At 72.7% G+C, this 24743-nt stretch carries 28 protein-coding genes; 9 read left to right on the forward strand and 19 right to left on the reverse strand.

From position 1 onward, the window contains the following. Nucleotides 1–106: 106 nt before the first annotated feature. Nucleotides 107–745: a TIGR03085 family metal-binding protein gene (locus ABD978_RS37260; protein ID WP_345365178.1), complete on the forward strand. Its 639-nt coding sequence runs from the start codon at nucleotides 107–109 to the stop codon at nucleotides 743–745. 145 nt (nucleotides 746–890) lie between these two features. On the opposite strand, the gene ABD978_RS37265 is transcribed toward ABD978_RS37260, so the two are convergent. Beyond that, on the reverse strand, nucleotides 891–2363 hold the full coding sequence (locus ABD978_RS37265; protein WP_345365180.1) for an MFS transporter: 1473 nt from the start codon (nucleotides 2361–2363) through the stop codon (nucleotides 891–893). A 112-nt stretch (nucleotides 2364–2475) separates the two neighbouring features. On the opposite strand from ABD978_RS37265, the gene ABD978_RS37270 reads away from it, so the two are divergent. Together ABD978_RS37270 and ABD978_RS37275 are read left to right on the forward strand one after the other, a co-directional pair. Next, entirely contained in the window at nucleotides 2476–3447 is a 972-nt protein-coding gene (locus ABD978_RS37270) for an Lrp/AsnC family transcriptional regulator (RefSeq protein ID WP_345365182.1), read from the forward strand. Nucleotides 3448–3488: 41 nt separating this feature from the next. Continuing rightward, complete coding sequence (locus ABD978_RS37275) at nucleotides 3489–4718, forward strand: hypothetical protein (protein WP_345365184.1); 1230 nt, start codon at nucleotides 3489–3491, stop codon at nucleotides 4716–4718. 89 nt (nucleotides 4719–4807) lie between these two features. On the opposite strand, the gene ABD978_RS37280 is transcribed toward ABD978_RS37275, so the two are convergent. Continuing rightward, nucleotides 4808–5944, reverse strand: a complete 1137-nt coding sequence (locus ABD978_RS37280; RefSeq protein ID WP_345365186.1) for an FAD-dependent monooxygenase — start codon at nucleotides 5942–5944, stop codon at nucleotides 4808–4810. A 102-nt stretch (nucleotides 5945–6046) separates the two neighbouring features. Between ABD978_RS37280 and ABD978_RS37285 the strand changes: the two genes are divergently transcribed. Both ABD978_RS37285 and ABD978_RS37290 read left to right on the forward strand, forming a co-directional pair. Next, the gene (locus ABD978_RS37285) at nucleotides 6047–6607 is read left to right on the forward strand and encodes a TetR/AcrR family transcriptional regulator (protein ID WP_345365188.1); all 561 of its coding nucleotides are present in this window, start codon (nucleotides 6047–6049) and stop codon (nucleotides 6605–6607) included. A gap of 27 nt (nucleotides 6608–6634) precedes the next feature. After that, entirely contained in the window at nucleotides 6635–8008 is a 1374-nt protein-coding gene (locus ABD978_RS37290) for a glutamine synthetase family protein (RefSeq protein WP_345365190.1), read from the forward strand. Between the two features lie 51 nt (nucleotides 8009–8059). Here the strand turns inward: ABD978_RS37290 and ABD978_RS44100 are convergent, their stop codons facing one another. Next, nucleotides 8060–8515, reverse strand: coding sequence for an alpha/beta fold hydrolase (locus tag ABD978_RS44100; protein WP_425550811.1), 456 nt, complete (start codon nucleotides 8513–8515; stop codon nucleotides 8060–8062). 88 nt (nucleotides 8516–8603) lie between these two features. Next, nucleotides 8604–9392 (reverse strand): IclR family transcriptional regulator, encoded by a 789-nt coding sequence (locus ABD978_RS37300; RefSeq protein WP_345365194.1) that lies wholly within the window; start codon nucleotides 9390–9392, stop codon nucleotides 8604–8606. A gap of 76 nt (nucleotides 9393–9468) precedes the next feature. Between ABD978_RS37300 and ABD978_RS37305 the strand changes: the two genes are divergently transcribed. Further along, nucleotides 9469–9942, forward strand: a complete 474-nt coding sequence (locus ABD978_RS37305; protein WP_345365196.1) for a RidA family protein — start codon at nucleotides 9469–9471, stop codon at nucleotides 9940–9942. Between the two features lie 3 nt (nucleotides 9943–9945). Here ABD978_RS37305 and ABD978_RS37310 read toward each other — a convergent pair whose 3' ends face one another. From ABD978_RS37310 to ABD978_RS37370, 13 genes are all read right to left on the reverse strand, one after another. After that, nucleotides 9946–10929 carry an aldo/keto reductase gene (locus ABD978_RS37310; protein WP_345365198.1) on the reverse strand — a complete coding sequence of 328 codons (984 nt, stop codon included), beginning with the start codon at nucleotides 10927–10929 and terminating at the stop codon, nucleotides 9946–9948. 34 nt (nucleotides 10930–10963) lie between these two features. Further along, complete coding sequence (locus tag ABD978_RS37315; RefSeq protein ID WP_345365200.1) at nucleotides 10964–12376, reverse strand: sugar porter family MFS transporter; 1413 nt, start codon at nucleotides 12374–12376, stop codon at nucleotides 10964–10966. Between the two features lie 12 nt (nucleotides 12377–12388). Beyond that, nucleotides 12389–13435 carry a glucose 1-dehydrogenase gene (locus ABD978_RS37320; protein WP_345365202.1) on the reverse strand — a complete coding sequence of 349 codons (1047 nt, stop codon included), beginning with the start codon at nucleotides 13433–13435 and terminating at the stop codon, nucleotides 12389–12391. 528 nt (nucleotides 13436–13963) lie between these two features. After that, nucleotides 13964–14716 carry an imidazole glycerol phosphate synthase subunit HisF gene (hisF, locus tag ABD978_RS37325; RefSeq protein WP_345365204.1) on the reverse strand — a complete coding sequence of 251 codons (753 nt, stop codon included), beginning with the start codon at nucleotides 14714–14716 and terminating at the stop codon, nucleotides 13964–13966. Next, nucleotides 14713–15117, reverse strand: coding sequence for a RidA family protein (locus ABD978_RS37330; RefSeq protein WP_345365206.1), 405 nt, complete (start codon nucleotides 15115–15117; stop codon nucleotides 14713–14715). The genes hisF and ABD978_RS37330 overlap by 4 nt, the downstream gene beginning before the upstream one ends. Further along, entirely contained in the window at nucleotides 15114–15842 is a 729-nt protein-coding gene (gene priA, locus ABD978_RS37335; protein WP_345365208.1) for a bifunctional 1-(5-phosphoribosyl)-5-((5-phosphoribosylamino)methylideneamino)imidazole-4-carboxamide isomerase/phosphoribosylanthranilate isomerase PriA, read from the reverse strand. Before priA ends, ABD978_RS37330 begins: the two co-directional genes overlap by 4 nt. Nucleotides 15843–15845: 3 nt before the next feature. Continuing rightward, entirely contained in the window at nucleotides 15846–16178 is a 333-nt protein-coding gene (locus ABD978_RS37340; RefSeq protein ID WP_345365210.1) for a hypothetical protein, read from the reverse strand. Continuing rightward, a complete protein-coding gene (gene hisH, locus ABD978_RS37345; RefSeq protein ID WP_345365212.1) occupies nucleotides 16178–16804 on the reverse strand; it encodes an imidazole glycerol phosphate synthase subunit HisH in 627 nt (208 codons plus the stop codon). Before hisH ends, ABD978_RS37340 begins: the two co-directional genes overlap by 1 nt. Continuing rightward, nucleotides 16801–17391 (reverse strand): imidazoleglycerol-phosphate dehydratase HisB, encoded by a 591-nt coding sequence (gene hisB, locus ABD978_RS37350; RefSeq protein ID WP_345365214.1) that lies wholly within the window; start codon nucleotides 17389–17391, stop codon nucleotides 16801–16803. Before hisB ends, hisH begins: the two co-directional genes overlap by 4 nt. 143 nt (nucleotides 17392–17534) lie before the next feature. Beyond that, entirely contained in the window at nucleotides 17535–18608 is a 1074-nt protein-coding gene (locus ABD978_RS37355) for a histidinol-phosphate transaminase (RefSeq protein WP_345365216.1), read from the reverse strand. Then, on the reverse strand, nucleotides 18605–19912 hold the full coding sequence (gene hisD, locus ABD978_RS37360) for a histidinol dehydrogenase (protein ID WP_345365218.1): 1308 nt from the start codon (nucleotides 19910–19912) through the stop codon (nucleotides 18605–18607). The genes ABD978_RS37355 and hisD overlap by 4 nt, the downstream gene beginning before the upstream one ends. A gap of 258 nt (nucleotides 19913–20170) precedes the next feature. After that, nucleotides 20171–21001 carry a PhzF family phenazine biosynthesis protein gene (locus ABD978_RS37365; protein ID WP_345365220.1) on the reverse strand — a complete coding sequence of 277 codons (831 nt, stop codon included), beginning with the start codon at nucleotides 20999–21001 and terminating at the stop codon, nucleotides 20171–20173. A 22-nt stretch (nucleotides 21002–21023) separates the two neighbouring features. Further along, nucleotides 21024–21176, reverse strand: a complete 153-nt coding sequence (locus tag ABD978_RS37370) for a hypothetical protein (RefSeq protein WP_345365221.1) — start codon at nucleotides 21174–21176, stop codon at nucleotides 21024–21026. Nucleotides 21177–21451: 275 nt separating this feature from the next. Between ABD978_RS37370 and ABD978_RS37375 the strand changes: the two genes are divergently transcribed. Both ABD978_RS37375 and ybaK read left to right on the forward strand, forming a co-directional pair. Next, entirely contained in the window at nucleotides 21452–22114 is a 663-nt protein-coding gene (locus ABD978_RS37375; protein WP_345365223.1) for an LON peptidase substrate-binding domain-containing protein, read from the forward strand. Between the two features lie 23 nt (nucleotides 22115–22137). After that, nucleotides 22138–22635, forward strand: a complete 498-nt coding sequence (gene ybaK / locus ABD978_RS37380) for a Cys-tRNA(Pro) deacylase (protein ID WP_345365225.1) — start codon at nucleotides 22138–22140, stop codon at nucleotides 22633–22635. Here ybaK and ABD978_RS37385 read toward each other — a convergent pair. Further along, nucleotides 22519–23130 carry a hypothetical protein gene (locus ABD978_RS37385; RefSeq protein WP_345365227.1) on the reverse strand — a complete coding sequence of 204 codons (612 nt, stop codon included), beginning with the start codon at nucleotides 23128–23130 and terminating at the stop codon, nucleotides 22519–22521. The genes ybaK and ABD978_RS37385 overlap by 117 nt on opposite strands. A 103-nt stretch (nucleotides 23131–23233) precedes the next feature. Between ABD978_RS37385 and ABD978_RS37390 the strand changes: the two genes are divergently transcribed. Beyond that, nucleotides 23234–23920, forward strand: coding sequence for a DUF6882 domain-containing protein (locus ABD978_RS37390; RefSeq protein ID WP_345365229.1), 687 nt, complete (start codon nucleotides 23234–23236; stop codon nucleotides 23918–23920). 137 nt (nucleotides 23921–24057) lie between these two features. Here ABD978_RS37390 and ABD978_RS37395 read toward each other — a convergent pair whose 3' ends face one another. Next, a complete protein-coding gene (locus tag ABD978_RS37395) occupies nucleotides 24058–24693 on the reverse strand; it encodes a GOLPH3/VPS74 family protein (protein WP_345365231.1) in 636 nt (211 codons plus the stop codon). Nucleotides 24694–24743 lie beyond the last annotated feature (50 nt).

A 24743-nucleotide genomic window follows, 5' to 3' on the forward strand; every position in this document is an offset into this window, starting at 1 on the left:
TGTGACACAAAGTCCCCTCTCGTGGCAGATTGTGGGGCCGATAATCCCTATCACGCGGGGGCGCCGGGTTATTCCATGCCGGGAAGGGCGGGCCTACGATCGCTGGATGGCGAACGAGAACTGGGCGCGCGCCGAGCGCCACGCCCTCAGTGACGCGCTGATCGACGCCGGTCCCGAGGCACCCACCCTCTGCCAGGGCTGGACCGCCGCGGACCTGGCCGCCCACCTCGTCGTCCGGGAGCACCGGCCCGACGCCGCGCCGGGCATCATGATCCCGCTGCTGGCGGGCTATACCGAGAAGGTACGTCTCGGGATCCGCGACGCCACGCCGTACGCCGACCTCGTGGCGCGCTTCCGGGCCGGGCCGCCGGCCTGGTCGCCGTTCGCGCTCGGCGCGGTCGACGCCGCGGCGAACACCACCGAGTACTTCGTGCACCACGAGGACGTGCGCCGCGCCGGGGAGGGCTGGGAACCGCGCGAGCTGCCCGCGGCCTTCGAGGAGCAGTTGTGGCGGCGGCTGCGGATGGCCCGGTTCGTCCTGCGGCGGCTGCCCGTGGAGGTCACCTTCGTGGATCCGGACGGCCGTACCCAGCGCGTCACCAAGGGCGGCCGGCTGGTCCGGGTGCACGGTGAGCCGAGCGAGCTGACGCTGTGGGCCCTGGGCCGCAAGGACGCCGCGCGGGTCGAGCTGACGGGCGAGGCCGAGGCGATCAACGTCCTGAACCAGGGCCGCTGGCGCCTGTGACCGCACCCGCCGGATCGGGTCCGGCCACGGCGCCGTCCCCCTGGGACTCCGGTCCTGCCACGGCCCTCTTTCGCCGGGGCTCCGGTCAGGCCGCGGCCTTCTCCCAACGGGGACCGGCCGCGGCCTCTTCGCGCCGGTGGTCCGGTCAGGCCGCGGCCTTCTCCCGCTGCGGCTGCGGCCGTACGGTCCGCCGCGGCGACCGCACGAGCGCGAGCACGATGATCCCCGCGGCGATGCCCAGCCCCGCCGAGACGGCGTAGACCTCGTTCAGCCCGGAGGCGACGGCCGCGCGGACGATCGGCAGCCGGGGGGCCTGTCCACCGCTCGCCGCGCCGGCCATCGCGTGCGGGTCGGCCACGTGCCCGGTCAGCAGGTGCTCGATCCGGCCGCGGAAGACAATGCCGAGCACGGCGATGCCGAGGGCGTAACCGAGCTGCCGGAACGTGTTCAGGGCGCCGCCGGCCATCCCGCCGCGCTCGGGCGGGACCGCGCTCATCACCGCCGCCGACAGCACGGGGATCGCCAGTCCGACGCCCACGCCGCCGACGATCAGTCCCGGCATGATCGCAGTCGAGGAGGACCCGGCGTCCAGGACCGCCTGCAGGCCCGAACCGATGCCGATCAGCAGCAGCCCGATCCCGATGCTCAGCCGGGGCGAGACGCCGTGCAGGAGCCGCGCCCCGGCGGCGGAGACCACGAAGGACGCCAGGGCGAGCGGGATGAGGGCGGCCCCGGCCCGTACCGGCCCGAGGCCCAGGGCGCCCTGCAGCCACAGGGAGGTGAAGGCGAGACAGGCGAACGCCGAGGCCATCATGAGGGCACCACCGACCAGCACGGCGACGAACGACCGGTTGCGGAACAGGCCGAGATCGAGCAGCGGGTGCCGGGTCCGCGTCTCCACCACGACGAAGACGGCCAGGGTGACGGCGGCCAGGGCGAACATCGTGAGCGGCGTGGTGGCGGTGAAGCCGTCGTCGCCCGCCCGGATGAGCCCGTAGGTGAGCGTGCCGGCGCAGGCGGTGAAGGACGCCATCCCCGGCAGGTCGATCCGCGCCTGGCCGGCGCGCCGGGACTCCTTGACGACGGCGAGCGTGAGCACGATCGTGACGACGGTGATCGGCAGGTTGACCAGGAAGATGGACCGCCAGTTCACGTGCTGGGTGAGCAGGCCGCCGAGGATCGGGCCGCCGGCCGCCGCCAAACCGTTGACGGCGCCCCACACGCCGAACGCGACACCCCGGTCCCGGCCCTGGTAGGTGCTGTTCAGGAGGGCGAGGGTCGTCGTGAACATGGCCGCGCCGCCCACGCCCTGCACGCCGCGCGCGGCGATGAGGGTCGCCGCGTTCGACGCCAGCCCGCAGGCGAGGGAGGCGGCGGCGAACAGCACCAGGCCCACGAGGTAGACCCGGCGCGCCCCGAACAGGTCCGCGACCGAGCCGGCGCCCAGCAGGAGCGCGGCCAGGGCCAGCGCGTAGATGTCCAGCACCCACTGCAGCGCCGAGAACGACGCGTCGAGGCTCTTGGCCATGCCGGGGAGCGCGACCGTCACGATCGTGACGTCCACGAGCAGCATGAAGGCTCCGAGACAGACCGCGACGAGCGGCCACCATTTACGCATGAGGGGATTCCTTCCGGTTTCATGGTGAGGACTCCACCTTCGCCGGGAGGGACGGAACTCTCCAGCCAGGAGCCGGCGATCGGCGTTTATCGACACGGGCTACTCTTCTGCGGTGGAATCCCGCACACTCGACGCGCTGGACCGCGATCTCGTCCACGCGCTGCAGATCGACGGCCGGGCCCCGTTCAGCAAGATCGCCGAGGTGCTCGGGGTCTCCGACCAGACGATCGCCCGCCGATACCGGCGGCTCCGTACGGCGGGGACGCTGCGCGTCGTCGGGGCCATCGACGGCGGCCGCGTCGGCCTGGTCTCCTGGGCCATCCGGCTCCGGGCCACTCCCGACGTGGCCGGCGCGGTCGCCACCGCGCTCGCCCGCCGCCCGGACACGTACTGGGTCCACCTGCTCTCCGGCGGAACCGAGATCACCTGCGGCACGCGGACCCGCACGCTGGAGGAACGCGACGACCTGCTGCTGCAGAAGCTGCCGCGCACAAGCCGGGTGTCGTCGGTCACCGCCCACGCGATCCTCCATTTGTTCGTCGGCGGGTCGATCGGCTGGGCGCGCATGCGGTCGCTCTCGCCGGAGCAGGCCGAGCGCCTGCGACCGGACCTGCCCGTGCCGGACGACGAGCCGGTGGATCTGAGCGAGGCCGACTACGCGCTGCTGGGCGCGCTGTCCGTCGACGGGCGCACCGGCCACGCCGAGCTGGCCGCCGTCACCGGGTGGTCGGAGTCCACGGTCCGGCGGCGCATGGACCAGCTCCGCCGCGCCGGCGTGCTGTTCTACGACATCGACGTGCCGTCGGAGGTCTTCGGCCACCACGTCGAGGCGCGGCTGTGGGTGTCGGTCCAGCCGTCGAAGCTGGTCGCCGTCGGCGAGGCCATGGCCGGGCACCCCGAGGTCGCGTTCGCGGCGGCCACCACCGGCCCGACCAACCTGTTGGTCGCCGTCTCGTGCCGGGACCCGAACCACCTCTACCGGTACCTGACCGAGCAGGTCGGTTCGCTGGAGGGCGTCCGCGACGTGGAGACCGCGCCGGTGATCCGTATCCTGAAGCGAGCGGGCGCGACATTGCTTCCGTAATTGGCTTGCCCGGTTTGTGGTCGAGTGCGCATCCTGCAGCGGTGGAACCCATCGTCATTCACCCGGCGGAGTCACTGCACGGCCGCCTGCAGCGCGGCCGTGGCTGCGCCGCGCGCCGTGCCGCCGGCCTGCCCGGCGCGCGCGAACTGATCTACGACTGCGTGAGCCGCGACCCTCGATGGGACACCCTCGAGGCCCGCGGCCTTTATTACGCCCGACTGATCCTCGACCTGGAGCTGGAGACCGGCCCCCTAGCCGAACACATATTCGATCCCATTGATCCGTTGGACGCCGAGCCCGACCGCACCAACCTGGCGCTCGACGTCCTGTCCCAGCTCGTCCGCCTCGGCCGGCGCGAGGCCGCCGTGCCGCTGCGCCGGTACGCCGCCGAGGGCGCGAACTGGTACACCGCCCTGCAGGCTCTGGTGGAGCTCGACGACCCCGCCCTGGCGGAAGGGCTCGACGAGGTCGCGGCCGCCCGCTGCGACGACCGCTCCCTCGCGTGGCTGTGCGGAGTGGACGGCGCGGTGACGCGGATGTGGGCCCGCCGCCAACCCCGGATCGCCGCCGCCCGCAGACCCGAGCCCCGCCCGCACGAGCCGAGACCCTCGCTCACCGGCCGCTCCGACGCCGACCTGGCGGCCCTCGTCCGCGCGGACGACACCGCCACCACCGCCGCCATCCTCGAACTCGGCCGCCGCCGCAGTGCCCTGGTCCTCGACCTGGCCGAGGAGCTCCTGCCGGGCGGCGCCCACGACGGCCCCCTGTGCCGGGCCGTACGCGACCTGGGCCCCGCCGCGCTGGGCCGCGCCCGGCTGTGGACCGCCGAGCGACGGTCCTACCAGGACGTCGGCATCGACGTGCTGGCCGCGCACGGGACGGAGTCCGACGCCCCGCCGCTCCTCGAGTCCCTCGAGGACGCCCTGGACGAGGAGGACTGGGACCTGGCCGCGGTGCCCGCCGACGGGCTCGGCCGCCTGCGCGCACGGCCCGCGATCCCGCTGCTGCTGTACGGCTGGGAGGAGAGTGCCTCGTCCCAGCTGCGCGCCAACCTGCTCGGCGCGCTCACCAGGATCGACTCGCACGTCGCGGAGCCGTACCTGGTGGAGGCCCTGTGGGACTGTGAGGGCGGGGCGCGCCGCATCGCCGCCGAGGCGGTGCCCCTCGACGGCGCGACCCGGGCCCGGCTGCGCCGGCTCCGCCACGAGGACGCCGAGGAGCCCGCCGTCCGCGCCGCGGCCGGCGAACGCCTGTCCGGCTCCCTGAACTGAGCCGCGGCTCCGATTCCATCGAATGCCTGTCCGGCCGGCCGAACCGAGCCGCGGCTCCGGTTCCATCGCCTCGAGGCGGCAGGGCGCGCTCAGCGGTCCACCGCGAGCTCGGACAGCCGCATCGCCAGCCCGCGCCGCACCGCCGCGTTGTGGCCGGCCACCGTCAGGAGGGTGTTGCGCACGGCGCGGGCGGCGGGCCCGCCGGCGGTGGCGGCGCGGGTCATCCGGTCGGTCATCGCCACGACGCCGGCGGCCACCGGGCGCCGCGCCTCCTCGTAGCCGTCCTCGGCGCCGTCGGCGAGCCGGCGGGCCAGGTCCACCGCGTCCTGGATGCCGGTGTTCATCCCCTGGCCGCCGGCCGGGCTGTGCACGTGGGCGGCGTCGCCGGCGAGGAAGATCCGTCCGGCCCGGTAGTGGTCGGCGATCCGGTGGTGCACCCGGAACCGCGAGCTCCACACGACGTCGTGGACACGCGCCGGGGTGGCACGCGGGCCCCGGGCGCCGAGCAGGTCGCGCACGTCGGCGGCGTCCGGGTGCTCGGGGGCGTCGTCGACGGTCGCGACGACCCGGTGCCGGCCCCCCGGCAGCGGCGCGACGACGACCAGCCCGTCCGGGGAGAAGAACAGCTGGACCTCGTCGTCCGGCAGGCCCCACTCGAGGTGGACGTCGGCGAGGACGAACGACTGCGGGTAGGCGTCGCCCGTGAAGCCGATGCCGGCCTGCTCGCGGACGACGCTGTGCATGCCGTCCGCGCCGACGACGTGGCGCGCCCGGACCGTCGCCCCGTCGGCCAGCCGAATGGTGGCGCCGTCGGCGTCGCCCGTCACCGCGGTCACCTCCCGGCCCCGGTGGACCTCGCCGCCGAGCGCCCGCAGGCGGCGGAGCAGGACCTCCTCGGTGGTGCTCTGCGGGACCATGAGCGTGTAGGGGTGCGCGGTGGGCAGCCCGCCGAAGTCGACTCTCATGAGCGTCCGGTCCCGGTCCCGGACCGTGAACGTCGGGACGATCACTCCGCGCTCGACGAGCTCGCCGGCGACCTTCAGCGGCTCGAGGACCTCGAGGGTCCGGGCGTGCACCACGGCGGCGCGGGAGGTGTTAGCCCCCTCGGCCGCCTTGTCCAGCAGCACGGCGTCCTTCCCCCGGTCGACCAGTGACGCGGCCAGGGCCAGGCCGGTGGGGCCGGCGCCGACGACGGCGACCTCGACGGTGTCGGGAAGCTTCGGCATGGTGACCTCCGAGAAGTCAACAGATGATGGCCAACGGACGTTGGCAGAAGAGTAACCCGCGACACGGCGTTTGCCAACACTCGTTGGCCTACACTTGGTGGCATGGCTTTCACCGCTCGCTCCGAGGAGACCCGGGCCGCGATCCTCGCCGCCGCCCGCCGCCGCTTCGCCGCCGACGGCTACGAGCGGGCGACCGTTCGCGCCATCGCCGCCGACGCGGACATCGATCCCTCGATGGTCATCCGCTACTACGGGTCCAAGGAGGGTCTGTTCGCCGCCGCGGTCGACGTGGACCTGCGGCTTCCGGACCTGGCCGCCCTGCCCCCCGACCGGGTCGGAGAGGTCTTCGTGCGGCACTTCCTGGCGCTGTGGGAGGGTCCTGGGCCCGGTGAGGTGCTGACCGTCCTCCTGCGGTCCGCGGTCACGAACGAGAGCGCCGCCGAGCGCATGCGCATGATCTTCGCCACCCAGGTCGCGACGGCACTCGGCCCGTCCGTCGAGGACGGCCCCACCCGGGCCGCCCTCGTCGCCGGCCAGGTCCTGGGCGTCGCGCTGTGCCGTTACATCCTGCGGCTGCCGCCCATGGTCGCCCTCGATGCCGAGACGCTCGTCGCCTACCTCGCCCCGACGGTCCAGCGGTACATCGGCGCGCCTCTGGCCTAGTGGGACGGCCCGTGTTACGCCATAGACATGGGCGCCAGCAGAAGGCGGGACGACCAGGTGGCCGCGCACGTGGCGGAACGGGTCGAAACCGGCCGCATCGACCTCGTCCGGTTCCTCTACGCCGACCACGGCGGCATCATCCGCGGCAAGTCCGTGGCCGGGCCGCGGGTCGCCGAGCGGCTCCACACGGGCATCGGCCACACGGTCGCCATGATGGCGATGACCATGCTCGACACGCTGCAGCCGGTCGAGGGCATGGGCCCCGTCGGCGAGGTCCGCATCCTGGCCGACCCCTCGACCTTCACGCCGCTCCCGTACGCGCCCGGCGCCGCCGTGATGCTGTCGGACCTCGTCCAGCCCGACGGCCGGCCGTGGGCGGCGTGCCCGCGCACCTTCCTCAAACAGGCCGTCGCCGAGCTCGCGGACGTCGGCTACTCCGTCCTCGCGGCGTTCGAGCCGGAGTTCACGCTGGGCCGCCGGACGCCGACCGACCAGGGCCCGGACCGGCTCGTCCCGATCGACGACAGCCTCTGCTACTCCGCCACGGGCTTCCACGCCGCGCACGACTTCGCGGTCGAACTGCTGCACGCCCTGGAGGCCCAGGGCATGCGCGTGGAGCACTACCACCCCGAACTCGGGCACGGGCAGCAGGAGATGTCCATCCGGCCTGCCCCGCCCCTGCGCGCCGCCGACAACCACGTGCTCTACCGCGAGACCGTACGGGCCGTGGCGATGCGGCAGGGGCTGTGGGCCTCGCTCGCGCCCAAGCCCATCGCCGGCCAGGCGGGCAACGGCTGCCACCTGCACCTGTCGCTGTGGTCCGGCGACCGCAACGTCTTCCACGACCCGGCGGGCGCGTACGGGCTGTCGAACGAGGGCCGCTGGTTCATCGGCGGCCTCCTGGCGCACCTGCCCGCGCTGACGGCGCTCACCTCCGGCACCGTCAACGGTTTCCGCCGCCTCGTGCCCCGGTCGTGGGCGAGCGCGTACGCCTGCTACGGCTCGGACAACCGCGAGGCCGCGGTGCGGATCTGCTCGCCGATGCGCGACGCGGCCGAGGAGAGCACCAACCTGGAGCTCAAGCCGTCGGACTCGTCCGCCAACCCGTACCTGTCGCTCGGGGCGGTCATCCGCGCCGGACTGGACGGCATCCGGTGTAAGACCGAGCCTGGCGCGGCCGTCGACGTGGACCCCGACACCCTTCCCGAGGCCGACCGCCCGCCACGCCTGCCGTCATCCCTCGGCGAGGCGCTCGACGCCCTCGAGGCCGACGACCTGCTCATGACGGCCCTCGGCCCGTTGCGCGGCGCCGCCTACCTGGCCGTCAAGCGCGCCGACGTCGAGGCCTTCGCCGGAAGAGACGCCGATTACGAGTGCTTCCACCACTTCACGAAGTTCTGAACCGGTGATCACTGGCGTCCGCTGTGCTCTACGCGCAGTGACCGCCAGTGATCAGCCTGACATCGCCGACCAGAACGCCTGGAGTGCCGTGGTGAAGCGCCGTGGGGCGTCGACGTTGGCGAGGTGGCCGGCGCCGGGGATCTCCTGGATGTCCGCGTGGGCGAGGCCGGCGGCGATGCGCTCGGCGTGGGAGCGGGGCGTCCTCGTGTCGTGCTCTCCGACGAGGAGCAGGACCGGGCAGCGGACCTCGGGCAGGAGCGGGCGCAGGTCGGTGCCGAAACAGCGGTGGGCGGCGGTCGTGTACGCCTTCAGCGGGGTACCGGCCAGAACCTCGCGCGACCGTGGTCCGGTCGACTCCCGAACGAGCCCGGACGCGCGCTGGTCGCGGCGCCGGCGTCGTCGAGCAGCGCGGCGAGCTCGGCCCCGGCCGGGGATCGGCCGTGGCCGGGCAGGTCGGCGAGGAGCAGGCGCCGGTCGGCGGCCAGGAACGGCGCACAGGGATGCCACATCGTGTGGTCGAGCCCGAGGCTGTGCAGCAGCAGGACCGGCTCCTGTTCGGAACCCGGGCCGATCACCTCGGCGAAGGGGCGGGCGGTCATCCGGTCACCGCCTCGGCGTGCCCGAGACCGGCCGAGATCCGGGCGGCGGCGGCCGTGACGGCCGCGGCCAGCTCGCGCCGGCGCGCGGGGCCGAAGCGGGCTTCGGGCACGCAGCAGCCGACCGCGGCGACGGGCGTTCCGGTGTAGTCGCGGATGACGGCGCCGACGCCGCACACGCCGGGACGCCACGACGACTCGTTGATCGCGTATCCCCGCTCGCGCACGCGCGTCAGCTCCTCGGCCAGCCGCTCGGGCTCGGTGATCGTGTTCTCGGTGTAGCGCCGCAGTCCGGCCTCGCCCACGCGCGCCATCTCGGCGGGCGGCTGGTAGGCGAGGAGGGCCCGCCCGGGCGCCACACAGTGCGCCGGGGCGCGGGCTCCCACCCGGGACTGCGGCGCGACGGGCAGCCGGGAGTCCAGCTTGGCGAGGTAGACGACCTCACCCCGGTCGTACACGCACAGGTGGACGACCTCGCCGGTGACCGTGTTCAGCTCCTCCAGGTACGGCCGGGCGACGTCGCCGAGCCGCACTCCCGCCAGGACGCTCATGCCGAGCTCCACGCAGCGCAGACCCGCACGGTACAGGCCCGTCTCGGGGTCCTGCTCGGCGTAGCCCCGCGCCACCAGGGTGGCGAGCAGCCGATGTGTGGTCGCCTTCGACCGCCCGCACGCGTCGGCGACGCGGCCGAGTGACCGGGGTCCCTGCGCCGCGAGGAGCTCGAGGACGTCGAGAGCGTGGGCGACCGCCTGGACCGGTTGCTCGTCGCCGTCGTTGCTTGACCTCATGGGCGGAGAATACGGAATGACGTTTCGAAGATAAAGATCTTTCGGAATGCCGTTTCATTCCGCTACATTGCCCGGCGTGGATCTGATCGAAGAACGCCTCTCCGAACTCGGGGAGACGCTCCCCGCCCCCATCGCCGCTCCTCCCGGCGTCGCCCTGCGGTTGGAGTTCGTCACGGCCGTGGGCTCCCTGGCGTACCTGTCGGGGCATGGCCCGGCCAACGGCCCGCGGCGGCTCGCCCGCGGAAAGGTCGGCGCGGACCTCACCGTCGAAGAGGGCCGGGCGGCGGCCCGTCAGTGCGCGCTCGCGGCACTCGCGTCGCTCAAGCGAGAGTTCGGCGAGCTGACGCGCGTCCGGCGATGGATCAAGGTCACCGGGTACGTGAACTGCGTCCCGGGCTTCGAGCAGACGCCCGCCGTCGTGAACGGTTTCAGCGACCTGATCTACGACCTGTGGGGCGACGCCGGGCGCCACGCCCGGTCCGCGATCGGCGTCTGCGCCCTTCCGTTCGCGGTGCCCGTCGAGGTGGAGGCGGTCGTGGAGCTCGCCTGACCGTCAGCGGGGTCGCAAGGGGCCGCGGCCGGCGCAGGTGCGCTCCATGGCGGCGGTGATCTCCTCCAGGTCCTCCCGGGTCAGTTCCAGGGCCGCGGCGGGGAGCCAGCCGTCGACCTGGCCGGGGCGGCGGGCGCCGACGATCGCGCCGGTCACACCCGGCCACGTCAGCGTCCACGCGACCGCCACCGCCGCCGGGGACACGCCGTGCCGCTCGGCGACCGGCCGCAGCGCGTCGGCCAGCGCCAGGTTCGCGTCGAGGCCGATGGTGAAGTCCGGGGAGCGGCGCCGCCAGTCGTCCTCGGCGAGCGCGGCGACCCGCTCCCGGGAGAACGCGCCGGTGAGCAGGCCGGACTGCATCGGCGAGTAGACGATCACTCCGGTGCCGTGCCGGGTGCACCAGTCGAGCTCGGGCGCGGCGGTCCGGTCGATCAGGGAGAAGGCCGGTTGCAGCGTGTCGACGTGCGCGATCTGCTCGGCCTGTCCCAGTCTCAGCGCGCTGTGGTTGGACAGGCCGATCGCCCGGACCTTCCCCTCCTGCCGCAGCTCCGCCATGGTCTCCCAGTACATGGCGGTCGGCGTGCCGTCCTCGGGCGTCTGGTGGACCTGGTAGAGGTCGATGCGCTCGGCCTGGAGCCGCCGCAGCGACTCCTCCACCTCACGGCGGATCGTCGTGGGAGTGGCGACGCGGAACACGTTCCCGTAGTCGTCCCAGGTCATCCCGCACTTGGTGAAGACGTACGGCCGGTCGGAGACGCCCTGGAGCGCCATGGCGACGATCTTCTCCGAGTGCCCGAGCCCGTACACCGCGGCCGTGTCGATCCAGTTGACGCCCTGGTCGACGGCGTGCCGGATCGCGGTGATCGACTCCTCGTCGTCCTGCGGGCCCCAGCCGTACGCCCAGGAGCCCCCGGCCGCCCAGGCGCCGAAGCCGACGCGCGTGATCCGCATGTCGGTCGTGCCCAGGCGGGCCGTGGGCAGGGCCATGGTCCTTCTCCTCGGCGGTCGGTCCTCCGGGTCGTCAGCCCATCTCTTCCAGTTTCTTCCCCTTGGTCTCGTGCAGGTACCTGACCACGAAGAACACCGACAGCAGGGCGAAGATCGAGTACCCGACGTACGCCCCGGACAGGCTCCACTCGGACAGGCTGGGGAAGGTCACGGTGACCAGCCAGTTGGCGATCCACTGGGCCGCGACGGCCACCGCCATGGCCGCGGCCCGGATCCGGTTCGGGAAGATCTCCCCGAGCATCACCCAGACGACCACGCCCCACGACAGCGCGAAGAACAGCACGTACGTGTGCGCGGCCACCAGCGCGACGAGGCCGTGCGAGTGCGGGATGTGGACGTCGGTGCCGCCCGTCTTCTGCGCGGCGCTGAACGCCCAGGCCATGATCGCCAGGGAGATCGTCATGCCGACGGAGCCGATCAGGGCGAGCGGCTTACGGCCGATCCTGTCGACGAACAGGATCGCGATCAGCGTGCCGATGATGTTGATGATCGAGGTGGAGAGGCTGATCAGCAGGGAGTTGGTCTGCGAGATGCCGACCGAGTGCCACAGCGACGCCGAGTAGTAGAAGATCACGTTGATGCCGACGAACTGCTGCAGGACCGACAGGGCGATGCCGATCCAGACGATCGGCAGCAGGCCGAGCGCGGGCCCGCGCAGGTCGCGCAGTGACGGCTTGTGCTCCGAGCGCAGGACCCCCTGGATCTCCCCGATCCTGGCGTCCAGGTCGATGTCCTCGCCCTCGACGTCGGCGAGGACCTGCCGGGCCTTCTTCAGCCGGTTGCTGGCGATCAGGTAGCGCGGCGACTCGGGGATGATCAGCCCGAACACGAGGAAGATCACGGCGGGCAGGGCCGCGACGCCGAGCATCCACTGCCAGGCCTCGAGACCGAGCAGGTGCCCCCGGACCTCCCCGCCGGCCATCGAGGCGATCGCGAAGTTGACGAGCTGGGAGATGGCGATGCCGAGCACGATCGCCAGTTGCTGGAAGGACGCCAGCCGCCCGCGGTAGGCGGGCGGCGCGATCTCGGCGATGTAGGTCGGGGAGACCACCGAAGCCATCCCGATCGCGATGCCGCCCACGATCCGCCAGGCGGCCAGCTCCCAGTCGGCGAACGGGAACATCGAGCCGATGGCGCTGATCACGAACAGCAGAGCGGACAGCCGCATGACGATGAGGCGTCCCCTCAGGTCGGCGAGCTTGCCGGCCACCGCCGCGCCGAGGGCCGACCCCAGCAGAGCCGACGAGACGATGAGACCGGTGACGCCGGCCCCGACGTGGAAGTGGCCCTTGATACCGTCCACGGCCCCGTTGATGACGGCGCTGTCATACCCGAACAGGAACCCGCCGAGAGCGGCGGCCGCGCTGATGAAGACCACGTGCGCGAGGTTGTGTTCCTGTCGGGTGACGGGAGCTTGAATGGTCATGTTGATCCCGATCTACAGGTCGATGACGACTTTCACGTCGTCGTCGCCGCCGGCCCGGAGCGCCTCGGGCGCCCGGTCGAGGGGCAGCCGGTTGGTGATGAGTTGGGCGAGCCACGACCGGTCCGCCCGGCCGAGGGCCTCGGCGGCCAGCCGGTAGTGGCGGTGGTTGGCGTTGACCGAGCCGAAGACGGCGGCGTTGGACAGGACGATCTGCCGGTTCACCCCGCCGGCGTCGACCTCCGTCCGATGGCCCGCGCGCGAGACCCCGGTCAGGCACACGACGCTCGCCGCCGACTCGGCGATCGCCTCCATGACGAGCTGAGCGACGCCGGTGGCCTCGATGACGATGTCCGGCCGCGTCTTCGCGGCGACATCGGCGACGGAGCCCGTGTGGTAGGTGCCGCCGAGATTCGCGACGATCTTCGGCTTCACTCCCCCGGTGACCCGGTCGAGCACGTGGACGTCGAGCCCGCGCTGGGCGCCCAGCAGGGCGGCCAGCAGCCCGATCGGGCCCGCTCCGGCGACCAGGACCCGCCGGGGTTCGAACCACGCCCGGGCGCCGATGCGCTCGAGGTGGTCCCAGGCCTTCGCCACGACGGTCGTCGGCTCCAGCAGGACGCCGAGGTCGCCCAGCGCCGGATCGAGGCGGACCGCGTAGTCGGTCTCGATCGTCCACCGCTCGGATCCGAAGCCGTGCCGTTGCTTGATCCCGCGCTCGGTGTACCGGCCGTTGCGGCACATGTCGAACTCACCGTGCGCGCAGGCGCCGCACGGCACCGGGTCGGGCCGCCGGACGATGCCGACGACGAGGTCCCCCGGACGGAAGTCGCCGCCCGCCGGCGCCTCCATGACCCGGCCGAGCGACTCGTGCCCGATGATCAGGCGTTCGTCACCGGGCGGCGCGTAGCCGTAATCGCCGGAGACGATCTCTCGATCGGTACCGCACACGCCGAGGGCGACCCCCTCGACGAGGAGTTCGCCCTCGCCCCGCGTGGGCTCGGGAACCTCGCTCACCTGGAGCGACCCCGCCTTCAGCGGCACCATCGTAAGAGCACGCATGGTCATCTCCTACTCAGAGCCGTTGCCCGTTCCCCCGAGGCAACTTCGGCCCAAATGTCCAGAATGTGGATTCGCGGCAACCGTACACACCTCACGCGTGATCAGGCCGCCACGGATCGCACACGGAACCGGACATCGCGATCCGCCCGATGACGGGCGAACCGCCGGACGCCGGGGGAAGGCTCAGGTCGCTCCAGGGGGACACGCCCCACCTTTGCCCCGATCAAAGGTGAACATGCTTCACGGAAGCGGATTCGAGACGTACGTCACCGCCGCCCGTCCCCGTGGCGTGCGGAAACACGGACCGGGGCGGGCACGGTGATCAGCCGGGGGCGGCGTGGCGGGCGGTGCGCGGCGCGGCGCCGAGGCGCCGTACGGCGCGGTGCCAGGACGGCGCGCCGGGGTGAGTACGGCGCGGCGCCGCAACCGCGTACCAGGGTGGGCGCGGAGCGGCCCTGGGACCGCGCCAGGGTGGGTGCGGAGCGGCGCCGGGACCGCATGCCGGATGTCGCGGGGCGGCGCCGCTCGTCAGCGGACCGGGTGGCCGGCTCCGCGCAGCGACTCCTTGACGTCGCCGATCTTGAGGTCGCCGAAGTGGAACACGCTCGCGGCCAGTACCGCGTCGGCGCCCGCGTCGATCGCGGGGGCGAAGTGCTCGATCGCGCCGGCTCCCCCGCTCGCGATGACCGGGACGCTCACCACCGCGCGTACGGCGCGCAGCATCTCCAGGTCGAAGCCGTTCTTGGTGCCGTCGGCGTCCATGGAGTTCAGCAGGATCTCCCCGACGCCCAGCTCCTCGCCGCGCCGCGCCCACTCGATCGCGTCCAGGCCGGTGCCGCGCCGCCCGCCGTGCGTGGTGACCTCGAACCCGGACCCGGACCGGCGGGCGTCCACCGACAGTACGATGCACTGCGAGCCGAACCGGTGCGCCGCCTCCCGGAGGAACTCCGGCCGGGCGATCGCCGCGGTGTTGATCGACACCTTGTCCGCGCCGGCCCGCAGCAGCCGGTCGACGTCGTCGACGGTACGGACGCCGCCGCCCACGGTCAGCGGGATGAACACCTGCTCGGCCGTACGGCGCACGACCTCGTACGTCGTCTCGCGGCCGCCGCTGGAGGCGGTGATGTCGAGGAAGGTGACCTCGTCGGCGCCTTCGGCGTCGTAGCGCCGGGCCAGCTCGACCGGGTCGCCGGCGTCCCGGAGGTTCTCGAAGTTGACCCCCTTGACCACCCGCCCGGCGTCGACGTCCAGGCAGGGAATCACCCGAACCGCGACCGTCATGGCTTATCTCCGTCCTGCAGCGCCTCGGAGTAGGCATCCACCTCGATCTCCACCAGCATCCGGTGGTCGATGAAGGCCGAGACCTCGATCATCGTCGCGGCCGGGCGGACCTCGCCGAAGAGCTCGCGGTGCGCCCGGCCCACGGCCTCGGCGTCGGCGATGTCCCGGACGTACATGCGGGTCCGCACGACGTCCTCGACCGAGGCGCCGGTCTTCTCCACGGCCTGCAGCGCGATGCCGAACGCGGTCTTCGTCTGGCCGTACGCGTCGTTCTCGTACCGTACCTCGCCGTCCACCGTCGAGGTGCAGCCCGCGACGAGCACCCACGGCCCGGCCACGACCACCCGTGAATACCCGACGATGTCCTCCCAGGGACCGCCGGAGGAGATCCGCTTGATCACGCGACCGCTCCCACCGTGGCCAGGGCCTCTTCCAGGGTGAACGCGCCGGCGTACAGGGCCTTGCCGACGATGGCGCCCTCGACGCCCACCGGCACCAGCCCGGCGAGCGCGCGCAGGTCGTCCAGTGACGAGACGCCGCCCGAGGCGATCACGGGGCGGTCGGTGCGGGCGCAGACCTCGCGGAGCAGGTCGGTGTTCGGCCCGCGGAGGGTGCCGTCCTTGGTCACGTCCGTGACGACGTAGCGCGGGCAGCCGTCCGCCTCCAGGCGCTCCAGCACCTCCCACAGGTCGCCGCCCTCGCGGGTCCAGCCCCGTGCCGCGAGCGTGGTTCCGCGCACGTCCAGCCCCACCGCGATCTTGTCCCCGTGCTCGGCGATGATCTTCCGGCACCAGTCGGGGTTCTCCAGCGCGGCGGTGCCGATGTTGACCCGCGAGCAGCCGGTCGCCAGCGCCGCCGCCAGAGAGTCGTCGTCGCGGATCCCGCCGGACAGCTCCACCTTCACGTCCAGCTTGCCGATCACGCCGGCGAGCAGCTCGCGGTTGGACCCCCGGCCGAACGCGGCGTCCAGGTCGACCAGGTGGACCCACTCCGCGCCCGCGCTCTGCCAGGCCAGGGCCGCCTCGACCGGCTCACCGTACGAGGTCTCGGTGCCGGCCTCCCCCTGCACCAGACGTACGGCCTGACCGGCCGCGACGTCGACGGCGGGCAACAGTACCAGGGACATGTCTTAAGACCTCCGGTCGAAGGCGAGCGTGACGAACACAGGGACCAGGAACACCGACAGGGCCAGCACCCCGAGCCGCCCGGTCCACGAGGACAGGTATATCCAGGCGACCACCTGGATGAGCACGAAGACCACCGCGACGATGGCGTTCTGCTCGCGGCGCCGCCGGGCGAGGATCCCGCCCGGGCGCCCGGACCGGCGCGGCAGGAGCCCCGTGACCCGGGCGATCCGGGCCCGGCGCCGCGCCCGACGCGCGTCCCGGCGGGCGGCCTCGGCTGCGGCGCGCTGCCGCGCCGCCTCCCGTTCCGCCCGGCGCCGCTGACGCTCCTTGCTCATCAGAGCGTCGACAGCCAGTTCTTCAGGACGACGGCGCCGGCGTCGCCGGACTTCTCCGGGTGGAACTGCGTGGCGCTCAGCGGGCCGTTCTCCACCGCCGCGACGAAGCGCTCGCCGTGCTCGCTCCAGGTCACCAGCGGCGGGGTGAACCGGCCGGGCGGCATGTCCCAGCGGCGCACGCCGTACGAGTGCACGAAGTAGAACCGCGTGTCGGGGTCCAGGCCCGCGAACAGCACGGTGCCCTCCGGCGACTCGACGGTGTTCCAGCCCATGTGCGGCAGGATCGGCGCCTCGATCCGCTCCACCACGCCCGGCCACTCGGCGCAGCCGTCGGTGGTGATCCCGTGCTCCACGCCCTTCTCGAACAGGATCTGCATGCCGACGCAGATGCCGAGCACCGGGCGGCCGCCCGCGAGCCGACGGCCGATGATCTGCTCACCGCGGACGCCGCGCAGCCCGCTCATGCACGCCGCGAAGGCGCCGACGCCCGGGACCACCAGGCCGTCGGCGTTCAGCGCGGCGTCGAAGTCGGCGGTCACGGTGACGTCCGCCCCGGCACGGGCGACGGCGCGCTCGGCGGAGCGGAGGTTGCCCGATCCGTAGTCGAGGACGACGACGTTCTTCACAACATGCCCTTCGTCGAAGGGATGCCGTGCGCGCGGGGGTCGTGGGCGACGGCGTCCCGCAGCGCCCGCGCCAGGGCCTTGAACTGCGCCTCGACGATGTGATGCGCGTTGCGCCCGTACGGGACGTGCACGTGCAGGCAGATCGCGGCGTTGAACACGAACGCCTCGAAGATGTGGCGGGTCATCGTCGTGTCGTAGTCCGGGCCGATCATCGGGGCGATGCCCTCCGGCTCGGTGTGCACGAGGTACGGCCGGCCGGACAGGTCGACCGTCACCTGGGCGAGCGTCTCGTCCAGCGGCACGCTCGCGTCGGCGAACCGCCGGATGCCGGACTTGTCGCCCAGGGCCTCGCGGAACGCCTGGCCGAGGGCGATCGCGGTGTCCTCGATCGTGTGGTGACTGTCGATGTGCAGGTCACCGGAGGTCTTCACGGTCAGGTCGAACGACCCGTGCTTGCCGAGCTGCGTCAGCATGTGGTCGAAGAAGCCGACGCCGGTGGCGACGTCCACCCGCCCGGTGCCGTCCAGGTCGACCTCCACGACGACCTGCGTCTCCTTCGTGCCCCGCTCGACGCGTCCGGTGCGCATCCGCTTCTCTCCTCCGTTGGAACTCGTGTTGGACTGCGCTCGCTGGCGCGAGCGCGGTTCGCCGGCGCCCAACGCGCCGTCTTCCCTCGTCGCTCCGGTCGCTTCGCTCCCTGCGCTCCTCGGTCCAGACGACGCGCGCCCGCTCACAGGGCCGCCTTGAGGGCGGCGCGGAAGGCCGCCATCTCTTCCGGTGTGCCGACGCTGACCCGCAGCCACTCCGGCGGACCGACCTCGCGGATCAGCACGCCGCGGTCCAGGACGCCCTGCCAGACCGCCCGCCGGTCGGCGAACCGGCCGAACAGCACGAAGTTGGCGTCGGAGTCGGCCACCTCGAAGCCCTCCCCGCGCAGCCAGCCGACGAGGGCGTCCCGCTCGGCGCGCAGCGTTTCGACCGCGCCCAGCAGCTCGCCCTGGTAGGCGATGGCGGTGCGCGCCACCGTCTGCGTCACCGCCGAGAGGTGGTACGGCAGGCGCACGAGCAGCAGCGCGTCGATGACGGCGGGGTCCGCGGCGAGATAGCCGACCCGGGTGCCCGCCATAGCGAACGCCTTACTCATCGTCCGCGTGACGATCAGCCGGGGGTTGCCGGGCAGCAGCGAGAGCGCGCTCGGCGTGCCCTGCCGGCGGAACTCGGCGTACGCCTCGTCGACCACCACCATGCCCGGCGCGACGGCCAGGACCGCCTCGATCGCCTCGAGCGGCAGAGAGGTGCCCGTCGGGTTGTTCGGCGAGGTCAGGAACACGATGTCGGGACGGTGCTCCTCGATCGCCGCGACCGCGCGCTCGGCCTCCAGCCCGAAGTCCTCGTCGCGGTACGCGTCGATCCACTCGGTGCCGCTGACCCGCGTGATGATCGGGTGCATGGAGTACGACGGTTCGAAGCCCAGCGCGGTACGGCCGGGGCCGCCGAACGCCTGCAGGATCTGCTGAATGATCTCGTTCGAGCCGTTGGCCGCCCAGACCTGCTGGGCGGTGACGCCGTGGCCGAGGTAGTCGGCGAGGTCCTTGCGCAGCTCGACGGCGTCGCGGTCGGGGTAGCGGTTGAGTCCTCCGGCGACCTCGGCGACCGCGCGGCCGAGCGCCTCGACCAGTCGCGGCGACGGCGGGTAGGGGTTCTCGTTCGTGTTGAGCCGCACCGGCACGTCGAGCTGCGGCGCGCCGTACGGCTCCCGCCCCCGCAGGTCGTCGCGGATCGGAAGGTCGCTCAAGGACGTCACTCGGGGATACCCCAATCGAACCGGGCCTTCATGGCGGCGCCGTGGGCGGGCAGGTCCTCGGCCTCGGCGAGCGTGACGACCCGCCCGGTCACGTCCGCCAGGGCGGCCTCGTCGTAGTCGACGACGTGGATGCCGCGCAGGAAGGTCTGCACCGACAGGCCGCTGGAGTGGCAGGCGCACCCGCCCGTGGGCAGCACGTGGTTCGAGCCGGCCATGTAGTCGCCGAGCGACACCGGGGCGTGCGGCCCGACGAAGATCGCGCCGGCGTTGCGCACCCGGCTCGCGACGGTGCGGGCGTCGGCGGTCTGGATCTCCAGGTGCTCGGCGGCGTACGCGTCGACGACCTTCAGCCCGGCGTCGACGTCGTCGACGAGCACGATCCCGGACTGGCGGCCGGCCAGGGCCGCGGTGATCCGCTCGGTGTGCTTGGTCCGCGTGACCTGCTCGGTCAGCTCGCGCTCGACCGCGGCGGCGAGCTCCTCGGAGTCGGTGACCAGGACGGCGGCGGCCAGCGTGTCGTGCTCGGCCTGGCTGATCAGGTCCGCGGCGACGTGCACCGGGTCCGCGGTGGCGTCGGCCAGCACCGCGACCTCGGTCGGACCGGCCTCGGAGTCGATGCCGATGACGCCCTTGAGCAGCCGCTTGGCGGCCGCGACCCAGATGTTGCCGGGCCCGGTGACCATGTCGGCGCGCCGGCACTCCTCGGTGCCGTAGGCGAACATCGCGATGGCCTGCGCGCCGCCCGCGGCGTACACCTCGTCGACGCCGAGCAGGGCGCACGTGGCGAGGATCGTCGGGTGCGGCAGGCCCCCGAACTCCTGCTGCGCCGGCGAGGTGACGGCGAGGGACTCGACCCCCGCCTCCTGCGCGGGCACGACGTTCATGACGACGCTGGAGGGGTAGACGGCCTGACCGCCGGGGACGTAGAGCCCGACCCGTTCCACCGGCACCCAGCGTTCGGTGACGGTGCCGCCGGGCACCACCTGCGTGGTGACGTCGGTGCGCCGCTGAGCGCGGTGGACGACACGGGTGCGGCGGACGCACTCCTCGAGCGCGTCGCGGACGGCGGGGTCGAGTTCTTCGAGGGCACGGCCGATGGCCGCCTCGGGCACCCGCAGCGACTCGACCTCGATCCCGTCGAAGCGCGCGGTGTAGTCCCGTACGGCCTCGGCGCCACGATGGCGTACGTCATCGCAGATGGGCCGCACCTTCTCCAGGGCGGCCTCAACGTCGAGCTCGGCTCTCGGCAGCACGGAGCGCAGGTCGTCCGGCAGGGACCCGCGCAGGTCGATACGGGATATCACCTGATCAGTCTACGAAGGAGCTCCACCTGCCCGGACGCCCGTCTCACCCAACGAGACGTCAGAAGTACGCAAGTGACATCACCGTCATCGACAGCTCCGCCCTGGTGGAGGCGCTGATCGGCGCGTCACCGTCGAAGGAGCTGGTCACGGTGGTCGCCGAGGAGCAGCTCCATGTCCCCCAATTAAGCCGACGTGATCACTTGCGGTCACTGCTCTCTATCGGCGGCAGGTGCCAGTGATCACGAAAGATGCCGAGGATCAGGCGTGGAGGGTGCCTTCGATGACGGTTGTGGCGCCGCCGCGCAGGATGACGCGGTCGTCGCGGACCGACAGGCGCACCTCTCCCCCGCGCGCCGACGCCTGGTAGGCCACCAGTTCGGCGCGGCCCAGGCGCTCGGCCCAGTAGGGCGCCAGCATGCAGTGCGCCGACCCGGTCACCGGGTCCTCGGGGACTCCGACCCTCGGCGCGAAGAAGCGGGACACGAAGTCGTGGTCCTCGCCGGGCGCGGTGACGCAGATCCCCCGGGCGTCGATCCGGCCGAGCGCGTGCTGATCGGGTCGCAGCGAGCGGACGGTCGTGGCGTCCGGGAGGACGACCAGGACGTCGTTCTGGCCGTTGCGCCCGGTCCAGAGCGGCTCGGCGCCGAGGGCCTCGGCCAGGCCGGCGGGCGGGTCGGCCTTCGTCGGAGGGACGGCAGGGAAGTCCATGGCGAGCAGATCGTCCTCCCGCCGTACGGTCAGCACGCCGCTGCGCAGGGTCTGGAAGCGGATCGGCCGGTCGCAGGGGACGGCCCCGGTCTCGTACAGCACGTGCGCGGCGCCGAGGGTGGCGTGGCCGCAGAGGGCGACCTCGACGGCGGGCGTGAACCACCGCAGCTCGAAGTCGGGCCGTACTTCACCCCCCTGGCTACGCCCCGCCGCCCCCGAGGCGGCCTCGACAGGGCGCGGGAACGCCGTCTCGGACAGGTTGAGCTCCGCCGCGACGCGCTGCATCCAGCCGGCGTCCGCCGGGTCGGTCAGCGGGCAGACCCCCGCGGGATTGCCCGCGAACGGCCGGTCGGTGAAGGCGTCGACGACGTACACGCGCATGCGCCCACCCTAGGCCTCGGCGCTACACCCCCGGCCGCGTGCCTCCGGTGAACTGCTCCCAGCTCTCCTGCTGGTCCGCGGCGGCCGGGCCGCCGGTGGGAAAGCCGCCCCAGCGGCGGGGGCGGGCGACGATCCAGCCGAGTACGAATCCGACGCAAAGACTGGCAATCGCCAAAAACAACATGTTCAGCCACATAAGGGCCTCCGAACGACAAGCCGGCGGGAGGTACCGCCGTACCGCGACGGCGGGGCCGCGCGGTCGTCCGACCGTAACCCCGCAGCTCGCGGTGGTGTGTGCCGGTTGACGCGATCTAGTCCAAGGTGACTACGGTCACACCATCCGACCGGTGACCTCCGACCGGTCGTCGGTCGTCCGAGCGATCGCCTTTACGTTGTAGATCACGAAAACGCGCGCGACGGCGGCCGCTCTGACGTCGTACGCTGAACGCCGTGACCGAACGGCTGCCGATCTTTCCGCTGGGAGCCGTGCTGTTCCCGGGGCTGGTGCTGCCCCTCCAGATCTTCGAGGAGCGGTACCGCGACCTCATGCGCGACCTCCTCGAAGGCCAAGAGCCCTTCCGGTTCGGCGTCGTCTCCATCGAGCTCGGCCACGAGGTCGGTCCCGGCGCCGCCCGCCGGCTCGCCGCGGTCGGCTGCACCGCGGAGCTCCGCGGGGTCCAGCGGCACGACGACGGCCGCTACGACGTGGTCACCAGCGGCGGCACGCGGTTCCGGATCGAGGACGTCGACGACTCCCTGAGCTACCTCCGCGCCGACGTGACGATGCTGCCCGAGGAGAGCGGGCCGGAAGCCGACAAGATCACCGAGCCGGTGACCAGGCTGTTCCACCGCTACTGCGACCGGCTGACCGAGCACGGCGCCGAGGTGACCGAGCTCGACGACCTCCCGGAGCAGCCGGTCCAGCTGTCCTACGTGGTCGCCGCCTCGATGGTCCTGGACCGCCACGACAAGCAGCGACTGCTGCAGGCCGAGGACGCCGCGACCCGGCTCCATCTGGAGTACGACCTGCTGCGCCGGGAGAACCTCCTCCTGAAGGTGTTCCCCGCCGTGCCGGCGTCGGAGTTCCTCGGCGGCACCGTCAGCCCGAACTGACTCTCGGAAGGAAACAGACACCAGTGGCATCGAACCGGCGATCGGGCGGCAAGGGCACGCCCGCGACCGTGTCGGCGACCCGCGCCGGAATCGAGTTCACCCTGCACCCGTACGAGACCGATCCGGACGCGGACTCCTACGGCGAGGCCGCCGCCGACGCCCTCGGGGTCTCTCACGACCGGCTCTTCAAGACCCTGGTCACCGAGGTGGACGGCGACCTCACCGTCGCGGTCGTGCCGGTCTCCTCCTCGCTGGACCTCAAGGCACTGGCCGCCGCGGCCGGGGGCAAGCGCGCCGCCATGGCCGACCCCGCGCACGCCGAACGCGTCACCGGGTACGTCCGTGGCGGCATCAGCCCGCTCGGGCAGCGCAAGCGGCTGCCGACGGTGGTCGACTCCTCCGCGTCAGGGTTCCCGACCATCTACGTCTCGGCCGGTCGGCGCGGCCTGCAGATCGAGCTCTCCCCCGCCGACCTGGTCCGGCTGACCGGAGCGTCGACCGCCGGCATCGCCCGCGGCTAGCCGGCCGCGCGACTCCCGGTGCGCCACGTCCAGCGCCTCCAGCAGGCCGAACACCACGACCGCCGTCAGCGGCCAGGCGAGGACCACGCCGAGGGCGTGCAGGCCGAGCGGGGCGCGGGCGAGCGCCCCGTCGCCGGCCGTCCGTAGCGCGTGCTGGTAGGCGCTCTCACCGATGAGGTGCCCCAGCCGCCAGGCGACGACCGCGGCCGCGACACCGCCCGCCGCGATCCCCGCGAGCGGGCCCAGGTCCCCCACCCGCCCGGCCAGCACATAGGCGGCGAGGCCGCAGAGCAGGCCCGCGGCGGCGGTCAGCACGGCGAACCAACCGTCCGCCGCGATCAGTGTCTGGGTCTCCGGATCGGCGAGGAGGCCCTTGCCGCCCGAGACCTGGTAGGCCGTCCGAGGCGCGATCGCGACCCACAACAGCCCGACGGGCACTCCCAGCACCGTGATCGCAAGTGCCGCCAGCAGTCCGATGCGTATCCGGCTCGCCACTCGCCCTCCCCCGGCGTTCGGTGAACAAGGCAGGGTAGCGCCTCAACCTGGACGCCTCCTGGCCTGCTCCGGTCCTTGCATCTTCTGAGATAGTGTGCCCGGCATGTCTGGATTCAGCCCGGCCTTCGAGCGGCTCGGAGCCGCGTACGCGGCCGTCGCCGCCCAGCAGCAGGAGGTCCTGGCGGGGGTACTGCCGGCGAACGGCGACTGGACCACCGACCTGGCGAGCGGCACGTACACCAAGGGTGACGTCACGTTGCACGTCGCCCTGGTCGGGAGCTTCGCCGAGAAGGACCGCAGCTGGTTGTGGGGCTGGGCCAATCCGCAGTTCGGCCCGGAGCATCCGGCGGTGCTGAATCCGCGTCCCATGGGCTCCCGGCTCGGCGTGCCCGAGATGACGACGCGCGAGCTGGATCTGGCCTGGTACGAGGGGCCGGCGCAGAACGGCGGCGAGCTGGTCGCCGCGGTCACGAACGGCCTCCTCGGCCTCAGCGGGACGATCTCCGGCCGCTACGACGGCGGCGTCGCCTACTTCGCGGTCCGCGACCCGGCCGTGCCCGGCACCGTGTGGGACTCCGTCACGGCGCCGCGGCTGATCACCGATGGCCTCTCGCTCTTCCCGGCCGACCACCGGCTGACCGTGCTGCGGTTCTTCAGCCACCACCGCCTGCCGTACCGGCAGACCGAGACGTCGATCACCGCGAAGCTGCCGGACGGCGGCTCCTGCGTCGCGCGGTTCGACGAGCAGGACCGCCTGACCGACCTGTCGATGACCGTTTCCGGCCGCTGACCCTCGCGGGCGCGGGAGCCCGTCATGCCCGCCCGGCCGGCGGAGAGGGCGCCGGCGCCGGGCGATCGGCGTACGGCGCGGGCCTCCCGCCGCACGAGGCGGACCCGCCGTACGGGGCGGAGGACCTCGGCGGGCGCTCAGACGGAGACGCTCCCGAGTTCCACGGCGAGGGCCCGGCGTACGGCGTCGGCGATCCAGTCGCCCTCGGTCATCGCGCGCATCCGGTCGCGGAGCACGCGCCAGTTCCCCGACGTGGCGAACACCGGCTTGCTCAGCCCCGCGCCGGCCACCAGCGCGCCGAGGGCGAGGGTACGGGCGTCGGCGGGCGCGCTCGTCGTGACGGCCGCGACCACGCGCTGCTGCGCCTCCCACAGCCCGACGATGTCCCGTACGGGATAGCGGGTCTCGACGAAGACGCCGAACGTACGGTGGAGGCGGTGGCGGTCGACGGCGACCTGGCCGCGGTCGGCCAGGCGCGCCAGCAGCCGCTGCTGATGGTCGGTCGCGCGCAGCCGGGTGACCCACTCCTGCGGGGTCCGGCCGCGGGGCGAGGCCGCGATGTCGGCGAGCAGTCCGTCGAGGATCGGGTCGCCGACGGGCTCGGCGTCGGCGACGGCCAGCACCGTGCCGTCCAACCGGAGCCGGTCGGCGAGCCTCAGCTCCGACAGCATCGCGCCGGCGACCCCGCAGTCGAGTTCGACCGGGCCGATGCGGCACTTTCCGCGCAGGTCATAGGCGAGGAGCAGCAGCTCCTCGGCCAGCGTCTCGGGCACGTTCCGCACTGTAAGCGGCTCGTACGAAGTCTCGGTAAACAAAAGGCAAA

The organism is Actinoallomurus liliacearum, assembly GCF_039542035.1.
Lineage (GTDB): Bacteria > Actinomycetota > Actinomycetes > Streptosporangiales > Streptosporangiaceae > Actinoallomurus > Actinoallomurus liliacearum.

Excerpts from the sequence above, each read along its gene's own strand:
- ABD978_RS37260 (WP_345365178.1), top strand. The coding sequence starts at position 107 with ATGGCGAACGAGAACTGGGCGCGCGCCGAGCGCCACGCCCTCAGTGAC.
- ABD978_RS37265 (WP_345365180.1), bottom strand. The coding sequence starts at position 2,363 with ATGCGTAAATGGTGGCCGCTCGTCGCGGTCTGTCTCGGAGCCTTCATG.
- ABD978_RS37280 (WP_345365186.1), bottom strand. The coding sequence starts at position 5,944 with ATGCCGAAGCTTCCCGACACCGTCGAGGTCGCCGTCGTCGGCGCCGGC.
- ABD978_RS37285 (WP_345365188.1), top strand. The coding sequence starts at position 6,047 with ATGGCTTTCACCGCTCGCTCCGAGGAGACCCGGGCCGCGATCCTCGCC.
- ABD978_RS37290 (WP_345365190.1), top strand. The coding sequence starts at position 6,635 with ATGGGCGCCAGCAGAAGGCGGGACGACCAGGTGGCCGCGCACGTGGCG.
- ABD978_RS37300 (WP_345365194.1), bottom strand. The coding sequence starts at position 9,392 with ATGAGGTCAAGCAACGACGGCGACGAGCAACCGGTCCAGGCGGTCGCC.
- ABD978_RS37310 (WP_345365198.1), bottom strand. The coding sequence starts at position 10,929 with ATGGCCCTGCCCACGGCCCGCCTGGGCACGACCGACATGCGGATCACG.
- ABD978_RS37315 (WP_345365200.1), bottom strand. The coding sequence starts at position 12,376 with ATGACCATTCAAGCTCCCGTCACCCGACAGGAACACAACCTCGCGCAC.
- ABD978_RS37320 (WP_345365202.1), bottom strand. The coding sequence starts at position 13,435 with ATGCGTGCTCTTACGATGGTGCCGCTGAAGGCGGGGTCGCTCCAGGTG.
- hisF (WP_345365204.1), bottom strand. The coding sequence starts at position 14,716 with ATGACGGTCGCGGTTCGGGTGATTCCCTGCCTGGACGTCGACGCCGGG.
- priA (WP_345365208.1), bottom strand. The coding sequence starts at position 15,842 with ATGTCCCTGGTACTGTTGCCCGCCGTCGACGTCGCGGCCGGTCAGGCC.
- ABD978_RS37340 (WP_345365210.1), bottom strand. The coding sequence starts at position 16,178 with ATGAGCAAGGAGCGTCAGCGGCGCCGGGCGGAACGGGAGGCGGCGCGG.
- hisB (WP_345365214.1), bottom strand. The coding sequence starts at position 17,391 with ATGCGCACCGGACGCGTCGAGCGGGGCACGAAGGAGACGCAGGTCGTC.
- ABD978_RS37365 (WP_345365220.1), bottom strand. The coding sequence starts at position 21,001 with ATGCGCGTGTACGTCGTCGACGCCTTCACCGACCGGCCGTTCGCGGGC.
- ABD978_RS37390 (WP_345365229.1), top strand. The coding sequence starts at position 23,234 with ATGTCTGGATTCAGCCCGGCCTTCGAGCGGCTCGGAGCCGCGTACGCG.